At 38.1% G+C, this 22,790-nt stretch carries 21 protein-coding genes, 2 tRNA genes and 1 pseudogene; 11 read left to right on the top strand and 13 right to left on the bottom strand.

All coding sequences use genetic code 11. The features are described from left to right. Positions 1-43: 43 nt before the first annotated feature. The 3 genes and pseudogenes from BLR60_RS00120 to BLR60_RS00110 all read right to left on the bottom strand — a co-directional run bounded on the left by BLR60_RS00120 (position 44) and on the right by BLR60_RS00110 (position 3,508). On the bottom strand, positions 44-598 hold the full coding sequence (locus tag BLR60_RS00120; RefSeq protein ID WP_090496043.1) for a pyridoxamine 5'-phosphate oxidase family protein: 555 nt from the start codon (positions 596-598) through the stop codon (positions 44-46). A gap of 241 nt (positions 599-839) precedes the next feature. Next, a pseudogene (locus BLR60_RS00115) lies at positions 840-2,549 on the bottom strand (M3 family metallopeptidase). A 419-nt stretch (positions 2,550-2,968) separates the two neighbouring features. Further along, entirely contained in the window at positions 2,969-3,508 is a 540-nt protein-coding gene (locus BLR60_RS00110) for a hypothetical protein (protein ID WP_090496042.1), read from the bottom strand. Positions 3,509-3,621: 113 nt separating this feature from the next. On the opposite strand from BLR60_RS00110, the gene BLR60_RS00105 reads away from it, so the two are divergent. The 3 genes from BLR60_RS00105 (at position 3,622) to BLR60_RS00095 (ending at position 5,286) form a co-directional block, all read left to right on the top strand. Beyond that, entirely contained in the window at positions 3,622-4,140 is a 519-nt protein-coding gene (locus BLR60_RS00105) for a TlpA family protein disulfide reductase (protein ID WP_090496041.1), read from the top strand. Between the two features lie 196 nt (positions 4,141-4,336). After that, complete coding sequence (gene ung / locus BLR60_RS00100) at positions 4,337-5,017, top strand: uracil-DNA glycosylase (protein ID WP_090496040.1); 681 nt, start codon at positions 4,337-4,339, stop codon at positions 5,015-5,017. Then, entirely contained in the window at positions 5,017-5,286 is a 270-nt protein-coding gene (locus BLR60_RS00095) for an alpha/beta fold hydrolase (protein ID WP_090496039.1), read from the top strand. Before ung ends, BLR60_RS00095 begins: the two co-directional genes overlap by 1 nt. A gap of 550 nt (positions 5,287-5,836) precedes the next feature. Here the strand turns inward: BLR60_RS00095 and trpA are convergent. From trpA to trpD, 4 genes are all read right to left on the bottom strand, one after another. Beyond that, a complete protein-coding gene (gene trpA / locus BLR60_RS00090; protein WP_090496038.1) occupies positions 5,837-6,604 on the bottom strand; it encodes a tryptophan synthase subunit alpha in 768 nt (255 codons plus the stop codon). A gap of 79 nt (positions 6,605-6,683) precedes the next feature. Further along, on the bottom strand, positions 6,684-7,865 hold the full coding sequence (trpB, locus tag BLR60_RS00085) for a tryptophan synthase subunit beta (protein ID WP_208600538.1): 1,182 nt from the start codon (positions 7,863-7,865) through the stop codon (positions 6,684-6,686). A 185-nt stretch (positions 7,866-8,050) separates the two neighbouring features. Next, positions 8,051-8,683 (bottom strand): phosphoribosylanthranilate isomerase, encoded by a 633-nt coding sequence (locus BLR60_RS00080; RefSeq protein WP_244155548.1) that lies wholly within the window; start codon positions 8,681-8,683, stop codon positions 8,051-8,053. After that, on the bottom strand, positions 8,677-9,666 hold the full coding sequence (gene trpD / locus BLR60_RS00075; protein WP_090496036.1) for an anthranilate phosphoribosyltransferase: 990 nt from the start codon (positions 9,664-9,666) through the stop codon (positions 8,677-8,679). The genes BLR60_RS00080 and trpD overlap by 7 nt, the downstream gene beginning before the upstream one ends. A gap of 507 nt (positions 9,667-10,173) precedes the next feature. Here trpD and BLR60_RS00070 point away from each other — a divergent pair. Continuing rightward, positions 10,174-11,115 carry an ion channel gene (locus BLR60_RS00070; RefSeq protein WP_090496035.1) on the top strand — a complete coding sequence of 314 codons (942 nt, stop codon included), beginning with the start codon at positions 10,174-10,176 and terminating at the stop codon, positions 11,113-11,115. A gap of 287 nt (positions 11,116-11,402) precedes the next feature. Here the strand turns inward: BLR60_RS00070 and BLR60_RS00065 are convergent, their stop codons facing one another. The 3 genes from BLR60_RS00065 to recR form a co-directional block, all read right to left on the bottom strand. Continuing rightward, the gene (locus tag BLR60_RS00065; protein ID WP_244155547.1) at positions 11,403-12,242 is read right to left on the bottom strand and encodes an alpha/beta hydrolase; all 840 of its coding nucleotides are present in this window, start codon (positions 12,240-12,242) and stop codon (positions 11,403-11,405) included. A gap of 138 nt (positions 12,243-12,380) precedes the next feature. Then, positions 12,381-13,193, bottom strand: a complete 813-nt coding sequence (locus tag BLR60_RS00060) for an SDR family oxidoreductase (protein WP_090496033.1) — start codon at positions 13,191-13,193, stop codon at positions 12,381-12,383. A gap of 90 nt (positions 13,194-13,283) precedes the next feature. Next, positions 13,284-13,901 carry a recombination mediator RecR gene (gene recR, locus BLR60_RS00055; RefSeq protein WP_090496032.1) on the bottom strand — a complete coding sequence of 206 codons (618 nt, stop codon included), beginning with the start codon at positions 13,899-13,901 and terminating at the stop codon, positions 13,284-13,286. A 341-nt stretch (positions 13,902-14,242) separates the two neighbouring features. Here recR and BLR60_RS00050 point away from each other — a divergent pair, with 341 nt between their 5' ends. From BLR60_RS00050 to BLR60_RS00035, 4 genes are all read left to right on the top strand, one after another. Further along, positions 14,243-15,751: a sodium:solute symporter gene (locus tag BLR60_RS00050; RefSeq protein WP_090496031.1), complete on the top strand. Its 1,509-nt coding sequence runs from the start codon at positions 14,243-14,245 to the stop codon at positions 15,749-15,751. Positions 15,752-15,769: 18 nt separating this feature from the next. Beyond that, positions 15,770-16,477 (top strand): LOG family protein, encoded by a 708-nt coding sequence (locus BLR60_RS00045; protein ID WP_090496030.1) that lies wholly within the window; start codon positions 15,770-15,772, stop codon positions 16,475-16,477. A 251-nt stretch (positions 16,478-16,728) separates the two neighbouring features. Further along, on the top strand, positions 16,729-17,232 hold the full coding sequence (locus BLR60_RS00040) for a hypothetical protein (RefSeq protein WP_090496029.1): 504 nt from the start codon (positions 16,729-16,731) through the stop codon (positions 17,230-17,232). Between the two features lie 24 nt (positions 17,233-17,256). After that, on the top strand, positions 17,257-17,751 hold the full coding sequence (locus tag BLR60_RS00035; RefSeq protein WP_090496028.1) for a hypothetical protein: 495 nt from the start codon (positions 17,257-17,259) through the stop codon (positions 17,749-17,751). 255 nt (positions 17,752-18,006) lie between these two features. On the opposite strand, the gene arsC is transcribed toward BLR60_RS00035, so the two are convergent. The 3 genes from arsC to BLR60_RS00020 all read right to left on the bottom strand — a co-directional run bounded on the left by arsC (position 18,007) and on the right by BLR60_RS00020 (position 21,645). Next, positions 18,007-18,351 carry an arsenate reductase (glutaredoxin) gene (arsC, locus tag BLR60_RS00030; protein ID WP_090496027.1) on the bottom strand — a complete coding sequence of 115 codons (345 nt, stop codon included), beginning with the start codon at positions 18,349-18,351 and terminating at the stop codon, positions 18,007-18,009. 11 nt (positions 18,352-18,362) lie between these two features. After that, a complete protein-coding gene (locus BLR60_RS00025; protein WP_090496026.1) occupies positions 18,363-18,953 on the bottom strand; it encodes a DUF502 domain-containing protein in 591 nt (196 codons plus the stop codon). A 232-nt stretch (positions 18,954-19,185) separates the two neighbouring features. Beyond that, positions 19,186-21,645 (bottom strand): bifunctional UDP-N-acetylmuramoyl-tripeptide:D-alanyl-D-alanine ligase/alanine racemase, encoded by a 2,460-nt coding sequence (locus BLR60_RS00020; protein ID WP_090496025.1) that lies wholly within the window; start codon positions 21,643-21,645, stop codon positions 19,186-19,188. Between the two features lie 61 nt (positions 21,646-21,706). Here BLR60_RS00020 and BLR60_RS00015 point away from each other — a divergent pair, with 61 nt between their 5' ends. The 3 genes from BLR60_RS00015 to BLR60_RS00005 all read left to right on the top strand — a co-directional run bounded on the left by BLR60_RS00015 (position 21,707) and on the right by BLR60_RS00005 (position 22,518). Then, complete coding sequence (locus tag BLR60_RS00015; protein WP_090496024.1) at positions 21,707-22,195, top strand: regulatory protein RecX; 489 nt, start codon at positions 21,707-21,709, stop codon at positions 22,193-22,195. A gap of 94 nt (positions 22,196-22,289) precedes the next feature. Beyond that, positions 22,290-22,362, top strand: a tRNA-Gly gene (locus BLR60_RS00010). A gap of 72 nt (positions 22,363-22,434) precedes the next feature. Continuing rightward, positions 22,435-22,518: transfer RNA gene (locus tag BLR60_RS00005), tRNA-Leu, on the top strand. Positions 22,519-22,790 lie beyond the last annotated feature (272 nt).

Genomic DNA, 22,790 nt, shown 5'->3' with positions numbered 1-22,790 from the left:
TTTTAAACAGTTAACCGATTAACCAATTTAGAGATTAAACCTGCTAATCAACATCCAAAGTTCCTTCTACTGAATCATCCATTGTTTTACCTGTAATTACGGATGCGGCCATTTTCAAAAATGCAACGGCTGTACCGTGTTTGGTATCCCAATAATAGCCTTCTGAAGGAATTACTTTGATCAGTGTAATATTCGGGTCGTCTTTCCCTCCCTGAAACCAGGTTTTAATAAACGGACTCCAAAGTTCGTCGATTTTGGCCTGATCCCTGCTGATTTCTGAAATACCGTAAATATTTACAAAACCTGAATGGGCACCCGCCTGAAATAGTAAATGTGTAAAGGGATCGGCAGAAATTTCATCATTTTTATGACTGTCTTTCATGCTCATAAACCAGATATTACCTTCATCATCAACCTGCTGAATAGCCATGGGCCTTACCGATAAAGGTATGCCTGTTTTAATATTGGTACAGAAAAAGCAGCTTTCAGCTTTCTCAGCTAGTGTTCTTAGCTTTTCAACAGCTTCTTTACCGCCCAGATCCTGGATATTATTTTCTTCCTGAGTATTGTTTGTACTTCCTTCTTGTGATGTTGCCATAGTTTTCGAAATTTTATATAAACTACAATGAAAAGTAGATTTTGGTTTTTATTTTTTACGGAAACGGAGCAGCTAGGGTGCATAGCGGTTGGCAACGGGTGTTTAATACAATAATATAGAATGGATTTATTGACCTATAATTATGAATTTTTATAGGAAGGCCATATCCGGAAGAGATTTAAAGCATTATTCATAATAGCACAAGGGACAATTTAATAATTGTCCTTTGTGCTATGTTGTTTTATAATAAGCCACGTTTTCTAAGCATTGGTTTAATATCAGGGTTATGCCCCCTAAAATTAAAAAACATTTTACCCAAATCTTCAGTATTACCTTTAGACAAGATCATATCCCTAAAGCGCTGACCGTTTGCCCTGGTTAATCCGCCATTTTCCTGAAACCATGAAAAGGCATCATTTTCTAACATAGAAGTCCAGCTATAGGCGTAATAACCTGCGGCATAACCATTGCTCCAGATATGCAGAAAATAACTGGAACGATAACGTGGCGGCACATATGATAAATTTAAATTGGTTTTCTTTAAAGCCTCGGCTTCAAATTTGTCTACCTCCTGTAATGGTGAGCCCGGAGAAATCGTGTGCCATTGCATATCGAGTTCGGCCGCAGCTAAAGCTTCTGTAAAAATATAACCTTGATTAAACGAACTTGCCTTTTTAATCTTATCCAATTAAGCTTGTGGCATTTGTGCTCCCGTTTGGTAATGAAGGGCATAATTCTTCAATATTTTTGGATCAGATGCCCAGTGTTCATTAAACTGCGACGGAAATTCAACATAATCGCGAGCCACGTTCGCGCCTGAAAGGCTCGGATATTGCTGGTTAGCAAACAGACCATGTAAACCGTGTCCAAATTCATGAAACATCGTGGTAACATCATCAAAACTAATTAATGCCGGTTTTCCAGCTTCGGGTTTAGCAAAATTACAAACGTTATAGATTACCGGAATGGTACCAAAAAGCTTAGACTGCGGAACCAGGTTATCCATCCAGGCACCACCATCTTTGTTATCACGTTTAAAATAGTCGCAATAAAATAAACCTAACTGTTTTCCATCTTTATCCATCACATCAAAAACGCGAACGTCTTCCTGGTAAACAGGTAAATCTTTACGTTCCTTAAAAGTAATCCCGTAGAGTTGCGTAGCAGCATAAAAAACACCATTAACAAGTACTCTATTAAGTTCAAAATATGGTTTAACTTCGTTTTCGTCCAAATCGTATTTTGCTTTACGCACCTGTTCAGCATAAAAATCCCAATCCCAAGGCTCCAGTTTAAAGCCACCTTTTTGCTGATCAATTACGGCCTGTATATCTGCCGCTTCGCTTTTTGCTTTTGCGGTAGCAGCAGGAATAACTTTGCTAAAAAAATCTGCTACGGCTTCAGGCGTTTTAGCCATCTGATTTTGCAATTTCCAGGCTGCATAATTTTTAAAGCCCAACAGCGCTGCCTGAGCAGAACGGATTTGTGCAATTCTTGCAATGATTTTACGCGTATCATTGACATCTCCTTTTTCTGCCCTGTTCCATGATTTTTTAAAAAGCTCTTCGCGCTTGGCACGATCGGTCATGGATTGCAATTCGGGCTGTTGCGTGGTATTCTTTAAACCTTTACCCGCTGCCTGTAGTTGAGCAGTAAACTTTGCACCCAAAGTAGCTTCCTCCTTATTCAGCGCCTTAAGTTTGTCTTTATCTGCATCAGATAACTTTGCTCCTGCCAATTCAAATTTCTGGTAGTAATACTCCAGCAACCGTAACGATTCGGCATCCAGCTTCAGCTGATCCTTCTTTTTGTAGAGCGTTTTAACCCGATTAAAAAGTTTGGTATTTAAATAAATGGCATCGGTATTCGCCGTTAATTTAGGCGCCTCCTCTTCTTTAACCTTTTGCAATTCAGGATTGGTATTGGCACCGGTAAGCAGGTTAAAAACCATATTTGTCCGGCTCAACAGTTGCCCACTTTTTTCAATAGCTAAAATGGTATTTTCAAAGCTTGGTGCCACGGTCTGTTCGGCAATTTTCTGGATTTCATCCATTTGCTGTTTCATCCCTTCTTCCAATGCCGGTTTAAAATCGCCGTTTTTAATTTTATCGAAGGCAGGAGCCTGAAAGGCAAGTTCGCTTGCTTTAAAAAAAGGATTGTCAGCCGTAAAGCTTTCGCTTTCTTTTGCGTCTTTTTTAGTATTGCAGGCACCCATAATGGCCAATAATGCCAACATGGGTAGGTAAGATACTTTTTTCATGAATATTAAAAGTTAAGTATTGATAAAAATAGTGATTTATAAGTGCAATTGTAGATAGACAAACTGAGCAGAAACAAAAAAACCATTTCGGTTAAGAAATGGCTTTTACTTTATCTGTAACGAACTTGCTGCTGTTTGTCCATCATGCCCATCTGATCTTTCATTTGTTTAATCTGATCGGCCAGCAATTTATTTTTATCTGCTTTTTTAGCTTCGGCAAGGTACATCGTTGCCTCACGTTTATTACGTTTAGCCATTGCAATACCAGCTAAACTTAGTTTTGCCAAAGCAATATTATGATCCATCTGCATACCTAAAGCAAGCGATTTTTTAAAATACTTCTCACTCTGCATTGGTGCTGTTCTGCTTTCAATTAAACCGATCAATAAGTTATAATAACCGTGTTGAACCTTAATCAACTGCGTTTCATAATTGGTAATACGATCTAAAAACATTTTTGCTTTGGGCATGTTATCTTTTCTAAGAAACCATTGTGCTAAAAGCATGTTTTCATTAAAGAAATAAGTTACCAGTACAATTATCCCCAATAAAATGGCAATAATACCCCAGGGCCAGAAACCGAAAATAAATAAAGCTACTGCGCCACCCAGTAAAGCAAACCCCGCAATTAATCTGATGATATTTGGCATAAATTATTCTAATTATTTTTTTTCGCAAATATCGTGTTTAAATGGCAGAAATTAGATTTTAAAACAATAATTTCAATAAAAATTTAAAAGTTTAAAAAAAACGTCTAATAAATATGAAAATCATTTTATCTATAACCCTAATAATACTTGCAATGAACGTTTCTGCACAAGAATTGAATAAAAAAATACACGACGAAGTTCACAATAAAGATATATTGATTAACGCTTGTACGCGCGAGGGCGTTACTGCTTTCCCTGAATTTAAGGAAATGTACGATCCGCTTTATGAGGCCTATGTACCCGATGCAGCAACAATGATCGAACTGAAAAAACTGATCAAAAACGAAAAAATAAAAATTGTTTTAGGAACCTGGTGTGGCGACAGCAAAGCGAACGTACCCAACTTTCTTAAAATTTTAGATGCCCTGCACTTTAAAGAGAAAAACGTAGAGATTATCGCTGTTGATGGAAAGAAAAAAGCCGAAAATGGCATACTGGATGGCTTAGATATCGTAAGGGTACCAACTTTTATTGTTTTTGATAAAAAAGGTAAAGAATTAGGGCGGATTATTGAAGGACCTAAAACCACACTCGAGGGTGATTTATTGGCGATATACAAGAAGAAGTCTTAAATTTTTAGAGCGGTTTTTTTGGTTCATTGTCCGTGTTATAATGGTTCATAGTTGATTGCCTAACTCTTTCATAATAACTTATTGGCTTTTTACTTAACCACCCGACTATTGACCGTGATCTATCAAACCATTGAATAAAATTTATTTACAAGACATTACTCCAAATCCATTTTACATTACATTTTACATCAACATTATGTCAGCAGCATTAGAACCCGGATGGTTAGCCGTTTTAGAAGAAGAATTTGAACAAGACTATATGATTAAACTGAAGTCTTTTTTACAAGAAGAGAAGCAGCGAGGCGCTACTATTTATCCTAAAGGTGCGGATATATTTAATGCATTAAATACTACCCCCTTTGATCAGGTAAAAGTAGTCATTCTGGGTCAAGATCCTTATCATGGTGCCGGCCAGGCGCACGGTCTTTCTTTTTCGGTACAACGCGGTGTAGCCGTTCCACCTTCGTTAAAAAATATCTACAAAGAGCTGGAAACGGATATCGAAGGTTTTAAAACGCCAAACCATGGCCACTTGACTCATTGGGCAGAACAAGGCGTATTGCTGTTAAATGCCACTTTAACCGTTCGCGCTTCAGAAGCAGGTTCGCATCAAAACCAGGGTTGGGAAATTTTTACAGATGAAATTATTAAAGCTTTATCTGAAAAACGTGAACATATCGTATTTTTATTATGGGGTAAGTATGCACAGCAAAAAGCAGCTTTAATTGATCAGAAAAAGCATTATGTGTTGACAGCTGCTCACCCATCACCATTTTCGGCATACAATGGCTTCTTCGGATCGAAACATTTTTCGAAAGCAAACCAGCTTTTGATACAAAATAACCAGAGACCAATTGACTGGAATTTACCGGCATAATGAATGCTTATTTTATTAGCGGCCTCGGCGCTGATCAGCGGATTTTCTCCAGATTAAAGCTTAGTGAAAAGATCAGTATTATTCATGTTGAATGGATAAATCCTAACAAAAATGAGACACTCGAAGTTTACGCTGAACGCCTGAGCCGGATTATAGATACGAGTAAGCCATTTGCTTTGGTAGGTGTATCTTTTGGCGGAATGATTGCAGTAGAACTGGCTAAATTGTTAAAACCTTTGCAACTGTTATTATATCCAGCACGATACTGAGCAGTCATCTCCCTGCATTATACCGCTTTGCAGGTAAATTTAGACTTTTAAACTTAATTCCGGCGAAGTTATTAAAAGCATCGAATAAACTTACACAGCACTATTATTTCGGTACAAAATCCACTAGTGAGAAAATATTACTGAACAGGATTATAAAAGATACTGACCCTCGTTTTTTAAAATGGGCGATCGGAAGTATTTTAAGCTGGAAAAATAAAATTAAACCGGAAAGGATTTTTCACATCCACGGTACGAATGACAAAATCCTCTATTCTAAAAAAGCAATGCCTGATTTCGTGATCGAAAACGGAACACATTTTATGGTTTATCAAAATGCCCAGAAAATCTCGGGCATTATTGATCAATTAATATTGAATAATGGAATCACCTAATCATTTCAGGCTTTTACAGGATGAAAGTGCTAAAATAATTCACCAATAATGGTAATAAAATGATCGTCATCTCCTGAAAGACACTTGATGGAGATATCCATTTTAGATTTCTCTACTGCGCTACTCGCCAGATGACGATCGTTAAAGGAATTAGAATTTTAATCCTTAAATTTCTTCATAAAATTACTCACGCTTTCTTCTAAATTTCCATCGGCAATGGCTTTAACGAAGGCCGTACCAATAATGGCACCATTGGCATAAGAGCAAGCCTTATCAAAAGTTTGTTTATCGCTGATCCCGAAACCGATCATGGTTGGATTTTTAAGATTCATGTTTTTGATCCTGCTAAAATAAGCTTCTGTAGTATTGCCTACTTCTAGGTTTTTACCGGTTGTAGCTGAAGATGATAACAGGTAAATAAATCCATTGGTTAAACCATCTATTTTACGAATACGTTCCTCAGCAGTTTGAGGGGTAATTAAAAATACATTGCTCAAATGATGTTTTTCAAAGCAATCTTTATAAAACTCCTCATACTCTACCATCGGCAAGTCGGGAACAATGCAGCCATCTACTCCTACTTCGGCACAGGCCTCACAAAATTTTTCCACTCCAAACTGCAAAACCGGATTTACATAACCCATTAACAAAACGGGGATGGTTACATTTTTACGTAAATCTTTCAGCTGCTCAAAAAGCAACTTAAGCGTCATACCCTGATCAAGCGATTGTTTACTACTGGCCTGGATCACAGGTCCATCGGCAACCGGATCAGAATAAGGAAAGCCGATTTCCAATACATCTGCACCTGATTTTTGCAGGGCTTCAGCAATCTGAATGGTATCGCCAATATTAGGATAACCAGCAGTATAATAAATTGATAATATATTTTTCTTCTCCTGGAAGAGTTTTTTGATTCTGTTCATTTTCTGAGATATGAGATGTGAGATTTGAGATTTGAGAACCAGACAGGAAGTCTAATATCTCATATCTATTATCTCACATCTATAAGTTAAAATATTTAATATAAGTATCCAAATCCTTATCGCCCCGGCCTGAAAGACAAATCACTACATTTTCGCCACCTTTAAATTCCATTTTTTCTAAATAAGCCAGCGCATGCGCACTTTCTATAGCGGGAATAATGCCTTCCAATTGTGTACAAAGCAAACCTGCTTCCAAACTTTCCTCGTCGGTAATGGAAACATATTGTCCGCGGCCGGTTTTAAACAAATGTGCATGTTGTGGACCAATGCCCGGATAATCCAATCCTGCAGAAACTGAATGAGGCTCTACCACCTGTCCATCTGGCGTCTGCATTAAAATACTCCTACTGCCGTGTAAAACACCTTCATTGCCCAGATAGGTAGTGGCAGCCGAAAATCCACTTGATACACCTTTTCCTGCCGCCTCAACAGCGATCAGTTTTACGTTTTCATCATCCATAAAATGGTAGAACATGCCCATGGCATTACTCCCCCCACCCACACAAGCTAAAACATAATCAGGTTGGTCGCTACCGGTTTGTTCCAAAAGTTGTTTTTTGGTTTCTTCAGAAATGATCGATTGAAAAATTGCCACCATATCGGGGTAAGGATGTGGACCAACCACTGACCCGATAATATAATGTGTATCAACCGGGTTATTGATCCAGTCACGCATGGCCTCATTGGTGGCATCCTTTAGGGTTTTGCTACCCGAACTTGCCGGAACAACCTTTGCTCCTAACATTTTCATACGGGCCACATTTGGCGCCTGACGCTCAATATCTACTTCGCCCATGTAAATAACACATTCCAGGTTACGCAGTGCACAAACCGTAGCTGTGGCTACACCATGCTGACCAGCACCAGTTTCTGCAATAATCCGTTTTTTACCCAATTTTTCGGCCAGTAAGATCTGCCCGATGGTATTGTTGATTTTATGTGCACCGGTATGGTTTAGATCTTCCCTTTTTAAGAAAATATTGGCACCAAATCGTTCTGAGTACCTTTTAGCCAGATATAATGGCGAAGGACGGCCAACGTAATCCTTTAACAGCTGATGAAATTCCTTTTGGAAATCAGGATCAGCAATAATCTTTAAATAATTCTGACGCAGTTCCTCTACATTCGGATAAAGCATTTCGGGGATGTACGCGCCTCCAAAATCTCCGTAATATCCTTTTTCGTTTACTTTGTATTTCATAATATTTTATCAGCTAATCTGTCACATTGATAGCTGCTAAAGATAATTCGTCATCTCGATCCGATCGTTATCAGACAGAGTGCAATCCCGACCTTTAAGTTGGGAGAGAGATCTATATTTTACAATACAGATTTCCCGGCTGCGCTCGAAATGACGACCTGTCGCAAGCAGATCTCAGGATAACATTATTTTGTATTCATTTCTTTTATAAATTCTTTAATCTTCTCTGCATCTTTCACACCTGGTTCAGTTTCGAAGCAGCTGTTAATATCTAGCGCATATAAACGGTCATCTTTGATGCTTTTAATGGCTGTGGTATGTTTCAAATCAATTCCACCACTTAAAAAGTAAGGTTTTGCGTACGTATATCGGTCTAAAACAGACCAGTTAAATGTTTTTCCCGATCCGCCATGTGTCTTTGTTTTGGTATCGAACAGAAAATAATCAGTTGAACCTAAATAAGCTTCCAAAGCCGGGAAGTCAAAATCTTCCTCTATTCCAAAAGCCTTAATCACTTCTACAGCGGGGAAGCTTAATTTTAATGCTTCACAGTATTCAGGAGATTCGCCTCCATGTAACTGAACAGCCTTTAACTTCAATGTGTTTACTTTTTCTTTTACCTTTTCAATATCCTCGTTCACAAAAACACCTACAGTTTTAATTTCAGCAGGAATGTATTTGATTAATTCTGCAGAAACATCACTGATTAACCTTGGCGATTTTTCATAAAAAATAAAGCCCAAATAATCTGGTTGCAGTTCTGCCACCGTAGCAATATTAGCTGCTAAACGCATGCCACAAACCTTTAATTTTAACATGCCAGTAACTGTTTAAAACTGTGTAAAGCTTTTTTACTCATCAGCGATTCTTCTGCTTCATAAAAACAATCAGCGAAAGACATTTCGGGTTTGATGGTTCGGATCGCCAATGCAGCATTACATAATACCACGTTATTCTGCACATCAGTTGCTTCGCCGTTTAGTACATCCATAAATATTTTAGCCGATGATTCTACCGTATCGCCTCCTTTAATTGCATTTACCTCCACTTTTTCAAAGCCCATATCATTGAGCGTTAAAATCTGCTCGCCCTTATTCGAAAAAGTTTTTACATCACAGGTTAACGAAACTTCATCATAGCCCTCCAATGCATGTACAATGGTATAACTTTTATCGGTGTCCTGGTATAAATAAGCATATAAACGGGCCAGTTCCAAACTAAAAACGCCTACCATCTGGTATTTAGGCTGCCCTGGGTTAACCATTGGCCCCAGCATATTAAAAAATGTTTTTACCCCAAGTTCTTTACGGATCGGCGCCACAATTTTCATGGCCGGATTAAACAGTGGTGCGTGTAAAAAACAGATGCCCGCAGTATCTAAATTGCGCTTTAAAATAGTTTCATCATTGGTAAAGCTATAGCCAAGGTATTCCATCACATTTGATGATCCACAACCCGAAGAAACACCATAATTACCATGTTTGGCCACATGATGCCCTGCCCCTGCTACTACAAATGATGATAAGGTAGAAATGTTAAAGGTGTCTTTCCCATCGCCGCCTGTACCGCAAAGATCAATCAGATTGTAATCAGAAAGGTCTACCTTTACACACATATCCAACATCGCATCACGAAAGCCTTGTAACTCCTGCACCGTGATGTTGCGCATGGCATAAGCCGTAATAAAAGCAGCAATCTGCGAAGAATTAAATGCGCCTTCCGAAATGGAGATTAGGATGTTCCTGGCTTCTTCCCTGCTAAAGCTTTTGTTCTCGAATAAATGGTTTAATATTTTTTTCATGTTTATTGCTCAATCTTATTTAACCACAGATGAACACGGATAAAATCTGTGTGTATCCTTGTTCATCTTTTTTATCTGTGGTTCATTTCTCATTTATCTTATTTTTACGCCATGGTTTGTGTCTCCACAAACCATTATGTTATTCCGGTTCGTGGAGACACGAACCGTGGCGATGTTTTTTATCCCGTGGTCTGTGTCTCCACAGACCACTTAATATTTTCAAATCTTATTTATATATGCTAAAACAAGTTCAGCATAAGGTCCATTTTTTAAACCACCCCGTCCTTCGGACACCCCTCCACGGGAGGGGAAGGCATAAAAAAAAGGATTGCTTTTTGGGCAATCCTCTTAATTGTGTTTAAAATATTTTAAAATATATAACAATAGAATTTGCCTAACGAATTTCGTTATGCCACCACCAATTGTTATTTAAGTTTTTAATGATCATGTTTGTATAAAGCAAATATTGACATTGTTTTTTAATATTCCAAAATCTTTCTAAAATATATGGCTTTCTTTAAAAGAAAAGTACAGTTTAATGATGATTTAGGTTTCGGTTCTAATCCCGTTACCAAAAACCAGCGCATGCTTAACCCTGATGGTTCAGCAAATATCGAGCGAATTGGCCTACCCTGGTTTAAATTTGATGATACCTATACCCGATTGGTTACCATGAGCTGGACACGTTTTTTCTTTATCATTCTCATAGCCTACCTCATTGTGAATACCATTTTCGCTATATTATATAATGTAGTTGGGATCGAAAACTTAGAGGGTGCTACAGGGTTAACCCTTCGCGATCATTTTTTTGATGCATTTTTCTTTTCAGCACAAACCATTTCCACGGTGGGTTATGGTCATATTTCACCACAGGGATTTTTGACCAGCATTTTAGCTGCTTTCGAAAGTATGCTGGGCTTGTTGGCTTTTGCATTGGCTACAGGTTTATTGTACGGCCGTTTCAGCAGACCTACCTCTAAAGTGAGTTTCAGTAAAAAAATGGTGATTGCACCTTATGAAAAAGGACATGGTTTGATGTGCCGTTTGGTTAATTTACGCCGAAATCAGCTCATTGAAGTGGAAGTTCAAATGGTAATGTCGTACAATGAAACCGTTGATGGCAAACATACAAGAAGGTTCTACCCTTTGGCGCTGGAACGCGATAAAATTGGCATTCTGTCTTTAAACTGGACTTTGGTACACCCTATCACAGAAGAAAGTCCTTTATATGAAAAATCGTTAATAGAACTGCAACAGGCAGAAGTTGAAGTTTTTGTTATCCTTAAGGCTTTTGATGATACTTTTGCACAAACGATCCATACCCGAACCAGCTATCAAGATGAAGAAATAGAAATGGATGCGAAGTTTGAAAAAATGTATTACCATAATGAAGAAGGTAAAATGGTAATGGATTATAGTAAGTTGGATAAGATTACGCAGACGGTGTAAGGATTTTATTATTTGCCTAGCTTATTAATATTTTATTTCCATAGCGATACCGTCATTTCGAGCGGAGTGCAACGCAGTCGAGAACCCGAAGGCTCAGCGAAGCTAAATCTGTCTTGATAGATCTCTCCATTCCGCTTCGCCACAGTCGAGATGACGACCATTCTATGTCGGGTTTACATGGGTTGGGCCAGTGCAATAAATAAAACCACGCCGCCTTACCGGTAACCTCTCCAAAGAATCCAGATTTGTCAGCTTTAATAACAAAGAGGCAAGAAAGTTGACAAATCTTACGAGGATGTTCTTATAAAATCCAGAATATCCTTGTATAATTGGTTGCTGCCAAAAATCATCTGACTGATCATTGGCACATGGCTTTTGCCTTCAATCTCCTTTATTTCTACCTTAATATTTTTGGCTTTAAGCTTTTCATACAACCTTGGTGTTTGCAATTTAATGGCTTCGTAAGTTTTGCTTCCATAAAAAAGCAGATGTGGATTTTTGATGTCGTTTACATAATTCAATGGTGAGGCCACTGTCCAAACAGCAGGCTGATCGGTAAATGTGCGGACGAAATCGAAATAAAAATGGTCTTTTTCGGCTGTGGTTAAATATTCGTGCATGTCCAAACCGAATGGGTCGTTCAGGATTACTCCTTTAATCGGATTCGCTATCCCAGCATGCTTAAAATATTTAGGATCAACATTGATTAATTCAGCCAGATGCCCGCCTGCAGAATGTCCCATTACAAAAATCTTCTGTGCACTTGCAGTATATTCGGTTATATGCTCTTTAACCCATTTCACGGCTAAAGCACAGTCATCGCCCATTTTTTCATATTGAACGTTTGGTGCTAAAGGATAATTGATGATGACTGTCACTACACCTTTTCGCGCGAAATTCCTCCCCAACCACCAATAAGTTTCTTTTTTTCCACTGCTCCACGAACCACCGTGAATGAAAATTAAAACGGGTTTATTTTTGATACTATCGTTTTTGTAAAAAATATTAAGCGTATTGGCTTCATCGGTATTGCCCGCATAATTGATGTTTTTTACCTTTTTAACCTGGGCAGAAGAAAGTAACGTTTGAAACAAGAGCATTAACAGAACAAAGTATTTATACATCATAAAGGTTTTCCAACTGAACAGTTAATAAACGAAATTGTTGCGGGGGTGGATTTATGGAGAATATATTCGTCACCCTGATCCGATAGCTATCGGATTTATTTCAGGGTCTATTCCATCTATAATTTACAAGGTAATCTGCTAAATCAGCGGATTTTTCTCTTTCGAAAACAAATCAAAAACTTTTTTATCTACAAAAGCCGGGAAAAGTTTGTTCATCCACACCGCCAGTTTTCCTTGCCCGGTCATAACCAAAGTACGCTTGCGTTGTTCAATACCATCGGCAATAATGCTGGCCACTTCTTCGGATGACATCATTTTACCTTCATCCATACTGGTTTCGCCATGTGCTGCGCCATCTTTTGATAAGGCCGTTACCCGAATATTTGAAGCCGTAAATCCCGGACAGGCCACCATTACATTTACACCGGTTTTAAGCAATTCCGTCCGTAAAGATTCCATAAAGCCATTCATGGCAAACTTAGATGCCGAATAACCCGTACGCCCAGGCAAACCACGGTACCCTGCTATGGATGAGACGCCTACCACTGTTCCTTTTGTTTTTAAAATCTCCGGCAAAGCATATTTGGTGCAATATACCGTTCCCCAAAAGTTAACATCCATCAGGTTTTTTAGCACTGATAGATCCAAATCGTTAAATAGGGCACGCATTGATAATCCGGCATTATTTACCAGGATATCTATTTTTTGAAAAGAAACCAGGGTTTGTTTTATAATTAGCTCGCAATCGGCTTCTTTACTGACATCGGCCTGCACCGCAACAGCTCTAATATTATATTTCTTTTCCAAATCACTGGTAATTTCGCACAGGGTAACGTATTGACGGGCAGCTAAAACCAGGTTGGCACCGCGCTTAGCAAACTCTTCTGCACAGGCTTTTCCAATTCCGCTTGATGCGCCGGTGATGATGATTACTTTATTTTTTAGGTTCATTTATTAGCAAGGTTTGAGTATCAAGTAGGGAGTATTAAGTATCTAGACTGGATACTGCTTTATTATAATTTGTTATAGGTTAGATTATCACTATTTCATCATCGCGGTTTCGTAAGGAACGCGGGTAATGATTGATCGGCCCAGTGTAATTTCGTCGGTGTATTCGAGTTCGCCCCCAAATGCAATTCCACGTGCAATGGTAGTTACGGGTACATTAAATTCTTTTAGTCTTTTATAGAGATAGAACAAGGTGGTATCGCCTTCCATATTCGGACTTAAAGCTAAAATCACTTCTTTAATCCCTCCTGCTGCCATCCTGGCGACCAAACCATCAATAAACAGATCGGAAGGACCAATACCATCCATTGGCGAAATTAAACCACCTAAAACATGGTAAACGCCAAAATATTGGCCGGTATTCTCAATGGCCATTACATCACGGGTATCTTCTACCACACAAATGGTTTCTTTATCACGTTTATGCGAAGTACAGATTTCGCAAACCGTATAATCAGAAATATTATGGCAGGTACTGCAATGTTTAATCTGTTGTTTAAGTTTTATAAACGTATTACCAAACTGATTTACTTCCTCTTGTTCCTTATTTAAAAGATGTAATACCAAACGTAAAGCTGTTTTTTGCCCTACACCAGGAAGTTTTGAGAATTCGTTTACCGCATCTTCTAGCAGTTTGGATGAAAAATTCATGATACAAAAATAGATAAAAAGGTTCATTGGTTCAATAGCCATTAGTTCATTGGTCCATAAGTTCAATCGTTCATTAGTAGCTACAAATTGCAACCTGAATATTAGTTCAATAGTTCACTTGTCATTCGTTCACTGGTCACTGCAAATTGCCAACAGAAAACTGAGTAACGTTTATTGGTCATTTATGTATTGATTATTGGTAATTGATTCATTAGGGATTGATAATTGCATATTGGTTATTGGACGTTTTGACTCCGGACTCCAGACTTCGGACTTCGGACTAACAAGAATATTGCTTGATTTGATAGTTTTCTTTACATTTATCAGCTTAAAACAAAACTATGTCACCAACCATTCTCTTGTGTTTTCTAATTGGTTACTTTCTGCTACTGATTATCATTTCGTTTGTAACCTCTCAAAAATCGTCAGATAATAGCACTTTCTTTGTTGCCAACAGAAATTCTAAATGGTATCTGGTGGCTTTTGGAATGATTGGAACGGCACTTTCTGGCGTTACTTTTATTTCGGTACCCGGAGAAGTTGGTGCCCCCAGCGGAAACCAGTTTCAATATTTCCAATTTGTGCTGGGTAACGCGGTCGGCTTTATCATAATCGCTACAGTTTTGCTCCCGCTCTATTATCGGATGAACTTAACCTCTATTTATAGCTACATTGAAAAGAGATTAGGCTATTATAGCTATAAAACAGCCGCATCGATATTTTTACTAAGCCGCACATTGGGTTCTGCCACCAGATTATACCTCGTAGTGATTGTTTTACAACGTTTTATATTCGACACCTATGGCATCCCATTCTGGTTAACGGTACTAATTTCATTGGTACTCATATGGTCTTACACCTTTAAAGGTGGGTTAAAAACCATTATCATTACCGATACTTTGCAGACATTTTTCCTGGTGCTTTCCGTTTTCCTTACTATTTATTTTATCTGCAACAGTCTTAATTTCAGCATTCCGCAGGCATTCGAAACCATAAAAAGCAGTAGTTATTCTAAAATATTCTTCTTAGATGATTTCTTAACGAACAAATTCTACTTTAGTAAACAGTTCATTGGCGGTATTTTCGTAACCATTGCCATGACAGGCTTAGATCAGGATCTGATGCAGAAAAATCTGAGCATGGGTACCATTAAAGAAGCACAGAAAAACATGTTCACCTTTACTGGCGTATTTGTAATTTTAAATGTTTTCTTCTTAAGTGTAGGCGCATTATTATACATTTTCGCAGCAAAAAATGGTATCGATATTCCATTAGATCACATCACAGGTAAACCGCGTACAGATTTGTTATTCCCCGAAATTGCGTTGAACAACCTTGGCGCTATACCGGCCATTATTTTTATGCTGGGCTTAACCGCGGCCACATTTGCTACAACAGACTCAGCCCTTACGGCCTTAACCACCTCATTCTGTGTAGACTTTTTAGGCATGGCTAAAGCAGAAAATGTAAATGCTAAAGATGCGGTTAAAAAACGTCATACGGTACACGTAGTCTTTTCTATTTTAATGTTTCTGGTTATTCTCGTGATCAATGCGTTGAACAGTTCATCCGTTGTGAGTTTGATTTTTACCATCGCCTCTTACACCTACGGACCGCTTTTAGGCTTATATAGTTTTGGATTGTTTGTAAAAAAACGTGGTCTTCACGATAAATTAGTCCCAATAGTTTGCTTATTATCGCCTTTTTTATGTTACTTGCTTGCAAGCAATTCAGCCGTAATTTTAGGTGGATATGTTTTTAGTGTTGAACTGATTTTAATTAACGGTTTAATTACTTTTATAGGTTTATTATTCATCAGTAAAAAGACTGATGCGCAAACCAGGTTTTAATATTTAGCATTATTTTATATGACGAGTGAAGAAAAAATTAGAAGTGCTTTTGAGAACAAAGACTGGCAGGAAATTAAAGTAACCGATTCCTGGCAAATTTTTAAAATCATGGCCGAATTTGTAGACGGCTTTGAAAAATTGGCTAAAATTGGGCCATGCGTTACCATTTATGGTTCGGCGCGTACTGCCCAAACACACCGGTATTACCAATTGGCCGAGCAATGCGGTAAATTATTAACCGATAGAGGTTATGGTGTAATTACTGGCGGTGGTCCGGGTATCATGGAAGCGGGTAACAAAGGCGCGCATTCCAATGGAGGGAAATCAGTAGGTTTAAATATTGAGTTGCCATTTGAGCAGTTTCACAATAAATACATCGATCATAATAAGTTACTGGAGTTTGATTATTTCTTTGTGCGTAAGGTAATGTTTATGAAATATAGTCAGGGTTTTGTGGTATTACCAGGTGGATTTGGCACTATGGATGAACTATTTGAAGCCTTAACCCTGATCCAGACCGGAAAAATCGCCCGTTTTCCAATTGTATTGGTTGGCGTTGATTATTGGGGCGGACTAATTGACTGGATTAAAGGAACCATGTTGCAAAAAGAACACAATATTCATGAAGAAGATTTAAACCTCTTCAGATTGGTTGATACGGCAGAAGAAGCCGCAGAACATATTTTCCGTTTCTACGATAAATATGTACTTAAACCGAATTTCTAATTTTATTGGTTAACTGGTTAATTGTTGAAATTGGTTAATCGGTTAATTGTTTAAATCGGTTAACTGAGAATTGTAAACTGATAACTGAAAATTGTAATCTGGTTAATTGTTCAAATTGGTTAATCGCTTATTGTTTAAATCGGTTAACTGAGAATTGTAAACTGCCAACTGAAAAAGTGCTTACCAACCATAAGCACTTTTTTATTGTAACAATTTAAACAAAAGGGTATCTAAAATAAAACGCAATTAATATGTCGAAATTGATCAACTGGAAAAGTAATTGGTTTAACGGGAACTTTCAGCTTTTTGCAGATGGTGTTCAAAAAGGTATGATTTCTTTTAGCAGCTGGAGAAGCGATGCAGAAAGTATGCTTGAAGATAAAAACTATCAATTTGTAAACGAAGGTTTCTGGCAATCGAGAACAAAGGTAATCGATAGAAAAACAAATGAAGTAGTTGCGGTGATTAATTATGATACATGGAAGTCAAAAGCGGTAATCAGCTTAAATAGCGGAGAACAGTACGAATGGAAAGCAACCGGCATCTGGAAATCGCATTGGACGGTAAGCAATAATAAAGATGAGCACATTATGTACAATTCGAGCAGCAATAGTGGGGTAATATCTTCCGATACGGATAATAAATTACTGATCATTGCAGGATTATTTATCAAACAGGTTTACAATAGGCAGACCGTTCTCCTGATTGCCTGCATAATCCCTATTATTACGACATCCACACTTCGTCATCATTAATGATGTAACTTAAATCTTTGTGAGATGGAACAGATATTAAGTTGGAGAAAAGGTTTATTTGACAGTAACTATCAGGTATTTAACAAAGGATTATTAAAGTCTTCGCTAAATTTTATTTCCTGGAAAAATTCGGCTATAGCCACTACGCAAGCTAGTATTTACCTATTTAAAAGTGAAGGGTTTTCTAAACCTGAAACTAAATTATTAAACAATCAGAACGAGGTTTTAGCCATAATTACTTACGATTGGATTAGTTTTCATGCTAAGATTGTATTTGCTTCCGGCGATACTTTTGATTGGAGTTTTCAAAATAGCTGGTTAAAGCGATGGTCTTTAAATAATCATCAAGATAAACAGATTCTGTTCAATGCTTCAACAGGAAATGGTTTGTTACACACCAATGTAGATGATGATCTACTAATTTTGTGTGGACTTTTTGTCCGGGAATATTATTCGAGATTGATTTTTGGCTTGATTATCTGCCTGTTCTTACTACTCACTTTTAAAAGCATATTTTAGTTTTCATTCTGATCGCTTCGAAGAATCTTTTTATTTCGATTAAGTTTCTCGGGAATAAAACATAACTTAACAAGTTAAATATCAATATGCTGAATAGTATATTTGCTGATTTTAAAATGTCGCAGCGAGACGCTACGACTAGCGTTAGCATTTATCTTGGAAAAAGACCCTGAAATAAATTCAGGGTGACGTATCACGAGAGAGACTTCTGAGCTCTTCCCCTTGCGCTTATGCTCCCAGACTTCTGAAGTTGAATTAACCTAATATCTCCTTAATCTTTTCTGTTGGCCTGGCAATAACTGCCCGATCTCCTGAAATAATAATCGGCCTTTCGATTAAAATGGGATGTGTAATCATGGCATCAATCCATTCTTCATCGGTTAAATTTTTTCCTTTATAATTTTCAATAAAAACCTTTTCCCCTTTGCGGATCAAATCCAATGGTTTAATGTCCAGTTTGCTGATAATTCCCTCCAGTTCATTCTTATTGGGCGGAGTTTCCAGATAATAAACCGCCTCAAAAGCTTTTCCACTGTTTTCTAATTCAGCTAAGGCACTCCGGCTTTTAGTACACCTCTTATTATGGTATATCGTAATCATTTAGAAAGCATTTAAAGTCCACTTACACCACCGCTTACCACCAGTTTCATGGCATCCGCTGCTGACATTTTTAAATCAGTAACCTTATCACGCTTTACTATACATAGCTGACCAGCAAACGAATAGGAAAGCGGAAAATAAACCGCTACATCATTGGGTAAATCGAGCTTATGTAAATCGTTCTGCGTTAAAAAACCAATCTTTTTTAAACCGCCTTCTACCTCAACCAATACAGGATGGTTAAATTTCTTTTCGTCGCCCACAAAGGCTTCGGTTAAATCTTTTATGGAAGAGTAGATGAAATTAAGTAAAGGCAAGCGCTGCATCATCCGCTGGAACCAGTTGTACATCGGTTCGGTCACCAAATTGGTTACAAAAATACCGGCCAGCAGAATAATGGTCAAAACCGTTAATAAACCTAAACCAGGAATATTACGGCTTTCTCCTGTATGCGGATTTACGCCTAAGATATTATTTACATTTAACCAGCTATCAACTGTTGTAACTGCCCAAACCACAATAAAAATGCTCACGGCAATGGGTACCACAATTAATAAACCTTTAATCAAATAGTTTAAAATAGCTTTCCCGACTTTATTCATGGTGCAAAAATAACAAATTTTAGTTCATTATACTGTTCAATGGTTCATTAGCCATTAGTTCATTTGTGCTGGGCGCATAGCCTTGCAATACGTATAAGAGATTTTATTAGCACATTTACCTGGTTTATTGCACCTAACGTCTACCCAGGCAATTCACCATGCCAATGAACTATCGAACAAAAGAGCGAATAAGGCAATTTGCTACACTAATGACCAATGAACCAATGAACTCTTACTCATAGAAATAAACCCTTTTAACCCGCTGCGAAATATTGGTCAGGATTTCATACGGAATGGTACCTATATCTTTCGCCAGCTGCATGATAGTATGCTCTTTATTAAAGACAATAGCCTCATCGCCGGGTTTCACCTCTATGCCGGTAATATCCAGCATGGTCATATCCATACAGATGGAGCCAATAGTAGGCACCAAATGGCCATTAACTAGCATTTTGCCTACGCCATTGCCAAAATATCGGGTGTATCCGTCCGCATAGCCAATTTTTACCGTTGCTATTTTTCCACCATTTGGCATGAGTCCTCTCCTACCGTAACCTACAGTTTCTCCCGGAGCTAAAGTTTTCACCTGGGTAACCGTAGTTTTAAGGACCATTACCGTTTGCAAACCCCGGTTATTGGCTAAAGCAGAATCAAAACCATACAAACCTATGCCCAAACGAACCATATCCATTTGCGCATCTGGCCAGCGTGAGATCCCAGAGGTATTTGAGATATGCAATAGTGGCTTATAACTTAAAATGTTAACCAATTGATTGGCGACGATTTTAAATTTATCGATCTGCTGCCGGGTAAATCCGTCATGCGCTGCAGCATCACTAGCCACCAGGTGGGAAAAAATACTCTGCACTTTTACCCTGGCAGAATCTTTTAACAAGACAGATAAGGCATCCATTTCGGCTTGATCGAAGCCCAAGCGGTGCATGCCACTATCTATTTTAATGTGGATAGGATAATCGAAATCATAATCTGATAGTGCATTTAAGAAGCTGCTTAGGATTTCTACACTATAGATTTCAGGTTCGAGCCTGTGTTTGATAATGGCTTCGAAGGCAGATTCTTCCGGGCTCATCACCATAATAGGCAAAGTAATTCCGGCTTTACGCAAAGCAATACCCTCATCGGCATAAGCTACCGCAAGATAATCTACCTTGTGGAACTGCAATAAATTGGCGATTTCGAAACTTCCGCTTCCATAAGAAAAGGCCTTAACCATTGCCATGATTTTAACGCCCGGCTTAATTTTAGACCGGTAAAACTGCAGATTGCCCACCATGGCGTTCAGGTCGATTTCTAAAACCGTATCATGTATTTTTTGCGTAAGTAATTTACTAATGCGCCCAAATTCGAAACGCCTGGCCCCTTTTACCAATATGGTTTCGTGGCTAAAGTGTAAACCTGGAAAAGCCTCTATAAAAGCACTGGTATCATCAAAAAACTGGGTTTCGAATTTAAAAATTTCGGCATAACGCGCAATGTTTGTACCGATGCCGATTAATCGGTTTATCTTTTTTTGCGAGAGCAACTCTGCTATTTCAGTATACAAATCAAAATCGTCTCTTCCGGTTTCGAATAATTCGGAAAGGATAACGGTTTTCTTAGGATGCTGGTTCTGTTGATTTAAAAAATCCAGGGCAATGGCTAAGGAAGAGATATCGGCGCTGTACGAATCGTCAATAATGGAACATTGATTGATGCCATTTTTCAGTTCCAGGCGCATGCTTACATGGCTCAGTTTCTCTAAACGCAGGTCGGCCTGATCCGGTGTATACCCTAAAGCCAATAAAGTTGCCCAGCAGATCATGCCATTCTCTATCGAAGCCTTATCTTTAAAAGGCAAAATGCATTCAATTTCCCTGTTTTGATAAATGGCCCTTAAATAACATTTCCCTTCAATAGGTTCAACCGTAGTGATTTGCAGATCTGCTGCCTGCTTGCTGCTCCAGCTAAACTGTTTTTTACCCGGCAGGTTTTTTACGCTAATTTCATTTACATACTCTGGTGAATAAATAAATAGTTCAGAAGTTGCAAAAAGTTTTAGTTTTTCGGTGAGTTTTTCTTTTTTGGAGCTGAATCCTTCAGCATGTGCCTCACCGATGTTGGTTAAAATTCCGATTTCAGGACAGATAATTTCTGCCAGATGCTGCATTTCATTAACGGCAGAAATACCGGCTTCAAAAATGCCCAAGGTATGGTCGGCCTCAATTTGCCATACAGAAAGCGGTACCCCAATTTGCGAATTATAACTTTTCGGACTTTTAACAATATTGAAATCAGCTGTTAAAAGCTGATACAACCATTCTTTAACGATGGTTTTCCCATTGCTGCCAGTAATACCGATTGTTTTTAAATCAAATTGATTTCGATGATAAGCACTTATCTTTTGTAGTGCTTCCAGGGCATCATTTACCAATAAAAAATTGCAGTCAGGATATTCATGAATGTATTTTGCTTCGGTAACCACAAAATTTCTGATTTCTTTTGCATAAGCATCTTTAATAAATTCGTGCCCATCGCGGTGCGAAGAAAGCGCAAAAAACATCGAATTTTCAGGCACCAAAACCGAACGGCTATCAATTACCAGATAGTGGATAATAACCTCGCCATCAACTAATTTAGTATTGGCATTTAAAATTTCAGCTATTTTGGCAACGGTATATATTGGATTTTGCATGCTATTATATTCAGAAAAATACGGTAATCGCTTTTATTTTTACGAATTTCAGTAATTAATTATGAAAAGCGGTAAACAAGAAGCAGTATTATTAGATAAAAAACAAGCTTTGGCTAAAGCCGAAAGTTTTTGTGTTTACCAGGAGCGTTCGCAAAAAGAGGTACGCTATAAATTGGTTGAATGGGGCATGCGTGGCGACGAACTGGAAGAAATTATTACCGACCTGATCATTAACAATTTTTTAAATGAAGAAAGATTTGCCAAAAGTTATGCATCAGGTAAATTTAACATCAAACATTGGGGTCGGATTAAAATTAAACAGGGGCTAAAATTAAAAGGTGTTCCTGATAAAATTCTGCAAAAAGCAATTTACAGTATCGATGAAGATGATTATTTGCAAACGATAGAAAAATTAGCGGTAAAAAAAGCGCGAAGTCTGAGTGAAAATGATCCTTTTAAAAGGAAAAATAGGCTGATGAGCTACCTTCAGGCAAAAGGATTTGAAACTGATTTAATTTTACTGGTACTGAAAGCCAGCAATTTAAATTAAATATTAAATTTTTAATAAAAAATCTCTTGACAGAAATATAAATCTGCCTATATTTGCATCACCAAAACGAAACAACAACATCAGTTTTGTAAATGCGAAAGTAGCTCAGTTGGTAGAGCACGACCTTGCCAAGGTCGGGGTCGCGAGTTCGAATCTCGTCTTTCGCTCTAAAATGCCTTCCTACCAGAAGGCATTTATTTTAAAGTTAACCAAGCCGATGGAGATCGGCAGCGGCTAATGCTCGGGTGGTGGAACTGGTAGACACGCAGGACTTAAAATCCTGTGCTTTCAAAGGCGTGCGGGTTCGATTCCCGCCCCGAGTACTCACAAAAAATCGATCAGAAACCTTTCAGAAATGAAAGGTTTCGTTGTTTATAGCCATTTCAAGTTAAATTCTTTGTTTACACTTTATCCTAACTACCCGACTATGGAGCGACAACCGGATGTTCCTGCGATTTGACACGATTGTAGATAATTCGGATCAATACCAAAAGTTGTGGGATAAACGTATTAAGCATATAATTGCGTTAGTCTATAGAGGAAAAACTTAACGCATTTAACACCACGGAACTGAGCCCTGAAAGCTTTGATTTTT

This window comes from Pedobacter terrae (assembly GCF_900100705.1).
GTDB classification, from domain to species: Bacteria; Bacteroidota; Bacteroidia; order Sphingobacteriales; family Sphingobacteriaceae; genus Pedobacter; species Pedobacter terrae.
Note: the sequence above shows the minus strand (reverse complement) of the source record. Positions and strands in the feature narration are given on the sequence as shown.

What these genes read in the sequence shown, in the direction of transcription:
- BLR60_RS00120 (WP_090496043.1), bottom strand. Translation starts at nt 598, where the DNA reads ATGGCAACATCACAAGAAGGAAGTACAAACAATACTCAGGAAGAAAAT.
- BLR60_RS00110 (WP_090496042.1), bottom strand. Translation starts at nt 3,508, where the DNA reads ATGCCAAATATCATCAGATTAATTGCGGGGTTTGCTTTACTGGGTGGC.
- BLR60_RS00105 (WP_090496041.1), top strand. Translation starts at nt 3,622, where the DNA reads ATGAAAATCATTTTATCTATAACCCTAATAATACTTGCAATGAACGTT.
- ung (WP_090496040.1), top strand. Translation starts at nt 4,337, where the DNA reads ATGTCAGCAGCATTAGAACCCGGATGGTTAGCCGTTTTAGAAGAAGAA.
- BLR60_RS00095 (WP_090496039.1), top strand. Translation starts at nt 5,017, where the DNA reads ATGAATGCTTATTTTATTAGCGGCCTCGGCGCTGATCAGCGGATTTTC.
- trpA (WP_090496038.1), bottom strand. Translation starts at nt 6,604, where the DNA reads ATGAACAGAATCAAAAAACTCTTCCAGGAGAAGAAAAATATATTATCA.
- trpB (WP_208600538.1), bottom strand. Translation starts at nt 7,865, where the DNA reads ATGAAATACAAAGTAAACGAAAAAGGATATTACGGAGATTTTGGAGGC.
- BLR60_RS00080 (WP_244155548.1), bottom strand. Translation starts at nt 8,683, where the DNA reads ATGTTAAAATTAAAGGTTTGTGGCATGCGTTTAGCAGCTAATATTGCT.
- trpD (WP_090496036.1), bottom strand. Translation starts at nt 9,666, where the DNA reads ATGAAAAAAATATTAAACCATTTATTCGAGAACAAAAGCTTTAGCAGG.
- BLR60_RS00070 (WP_090496035.1), top strand. Translation starts at nt 10,174, where the DNA reads ATGGCTTTCTTTAAAAGAAAAGTACAGTTTAATGATGATTTAGGTTTC.
- BLR60_RS00065 (WP_244155547.1), bottom strand. Translation starts at nt 12,242, where the DNA reads ATGATGTATAAATACTTTGTTCTGTTAATGCTCTTGTTTCAAACGTTA.
- BLR60_RS00060 (WP_090496033.1), bottom strand. Translation starts at nt 13,193, where the DNA reads ATGAACCTAAAAAATAAAGTAATCATCATCACCGGCGCATCAAGCGGA.
- recR (WP_090496032.1), bottom strand. Translation starts at nt 13,901, where the DNA reads ATGAATTTTTCATCCAAACTGCTAGAAGATGCGGTAAACGAATTCTCA.
- BLR60_RS00050 (WP_090496031.1), top strand. Translation starts at nt 14,243, where the DNA reads ATGTCACCAACCATTCTCTTGTGTTTTCTAATTGGTTACTTTCTGCTA.
- BLR60_RS00045 (WP_090496030.1), top strand. Translation starts at nt 15,770, where the DNA reads ATGACGAGTGAAGAAAAAATTAGAAGTGCTTTTGAGAACAAAGACTGG.
- BLR60_RS00040 (WP_090496029.1), top strand. Translation starts at nt 16,729, where the DNA reads ATGTCGAAATTGATCAACTGGAAAAGTAATTGGTTTAACGGGAACTTT.
- BLR60_RS00035 (WP_090496028.1), top strand. Translation starts at nt 17,257, where the DNA reads ATGGAACAGATATTAAGTTGGAGAAAAGGTTTATTTGACAGTAACTAT.
- arsC (WP_090496027.1), bottom strand. Translation starts at nt 18,351, where the DNA reads ATGATTACGATATACCATAATAAGAGGTGTACTAAAAGCCGGAGTGCC.
- BLR60_RS00025 (WP_090496026.1), bottom strand. Translation starts at nt 18,953, where the DNA reads ATGAATAAAGTCGGGAAAGCTATTTTAAACTATTTGATTAAAGGTTTA.
- BLR60_RS00020 (WP_090496025.1), bottom strand. Translation starts at nt 21,645, where the DNA reads ATGCAAAATCCAATATATACCGTTGCCAAAATAGCTGAAATTTTAAAT.
- BLR60_RS00015 (WP_090496024.1), top strand. Translation starts at nt 21,707, where the DNA reads ATGAAAAGCGGTAAACAAGAAGCAGTATTATTAGATAAAAAACAAGCT.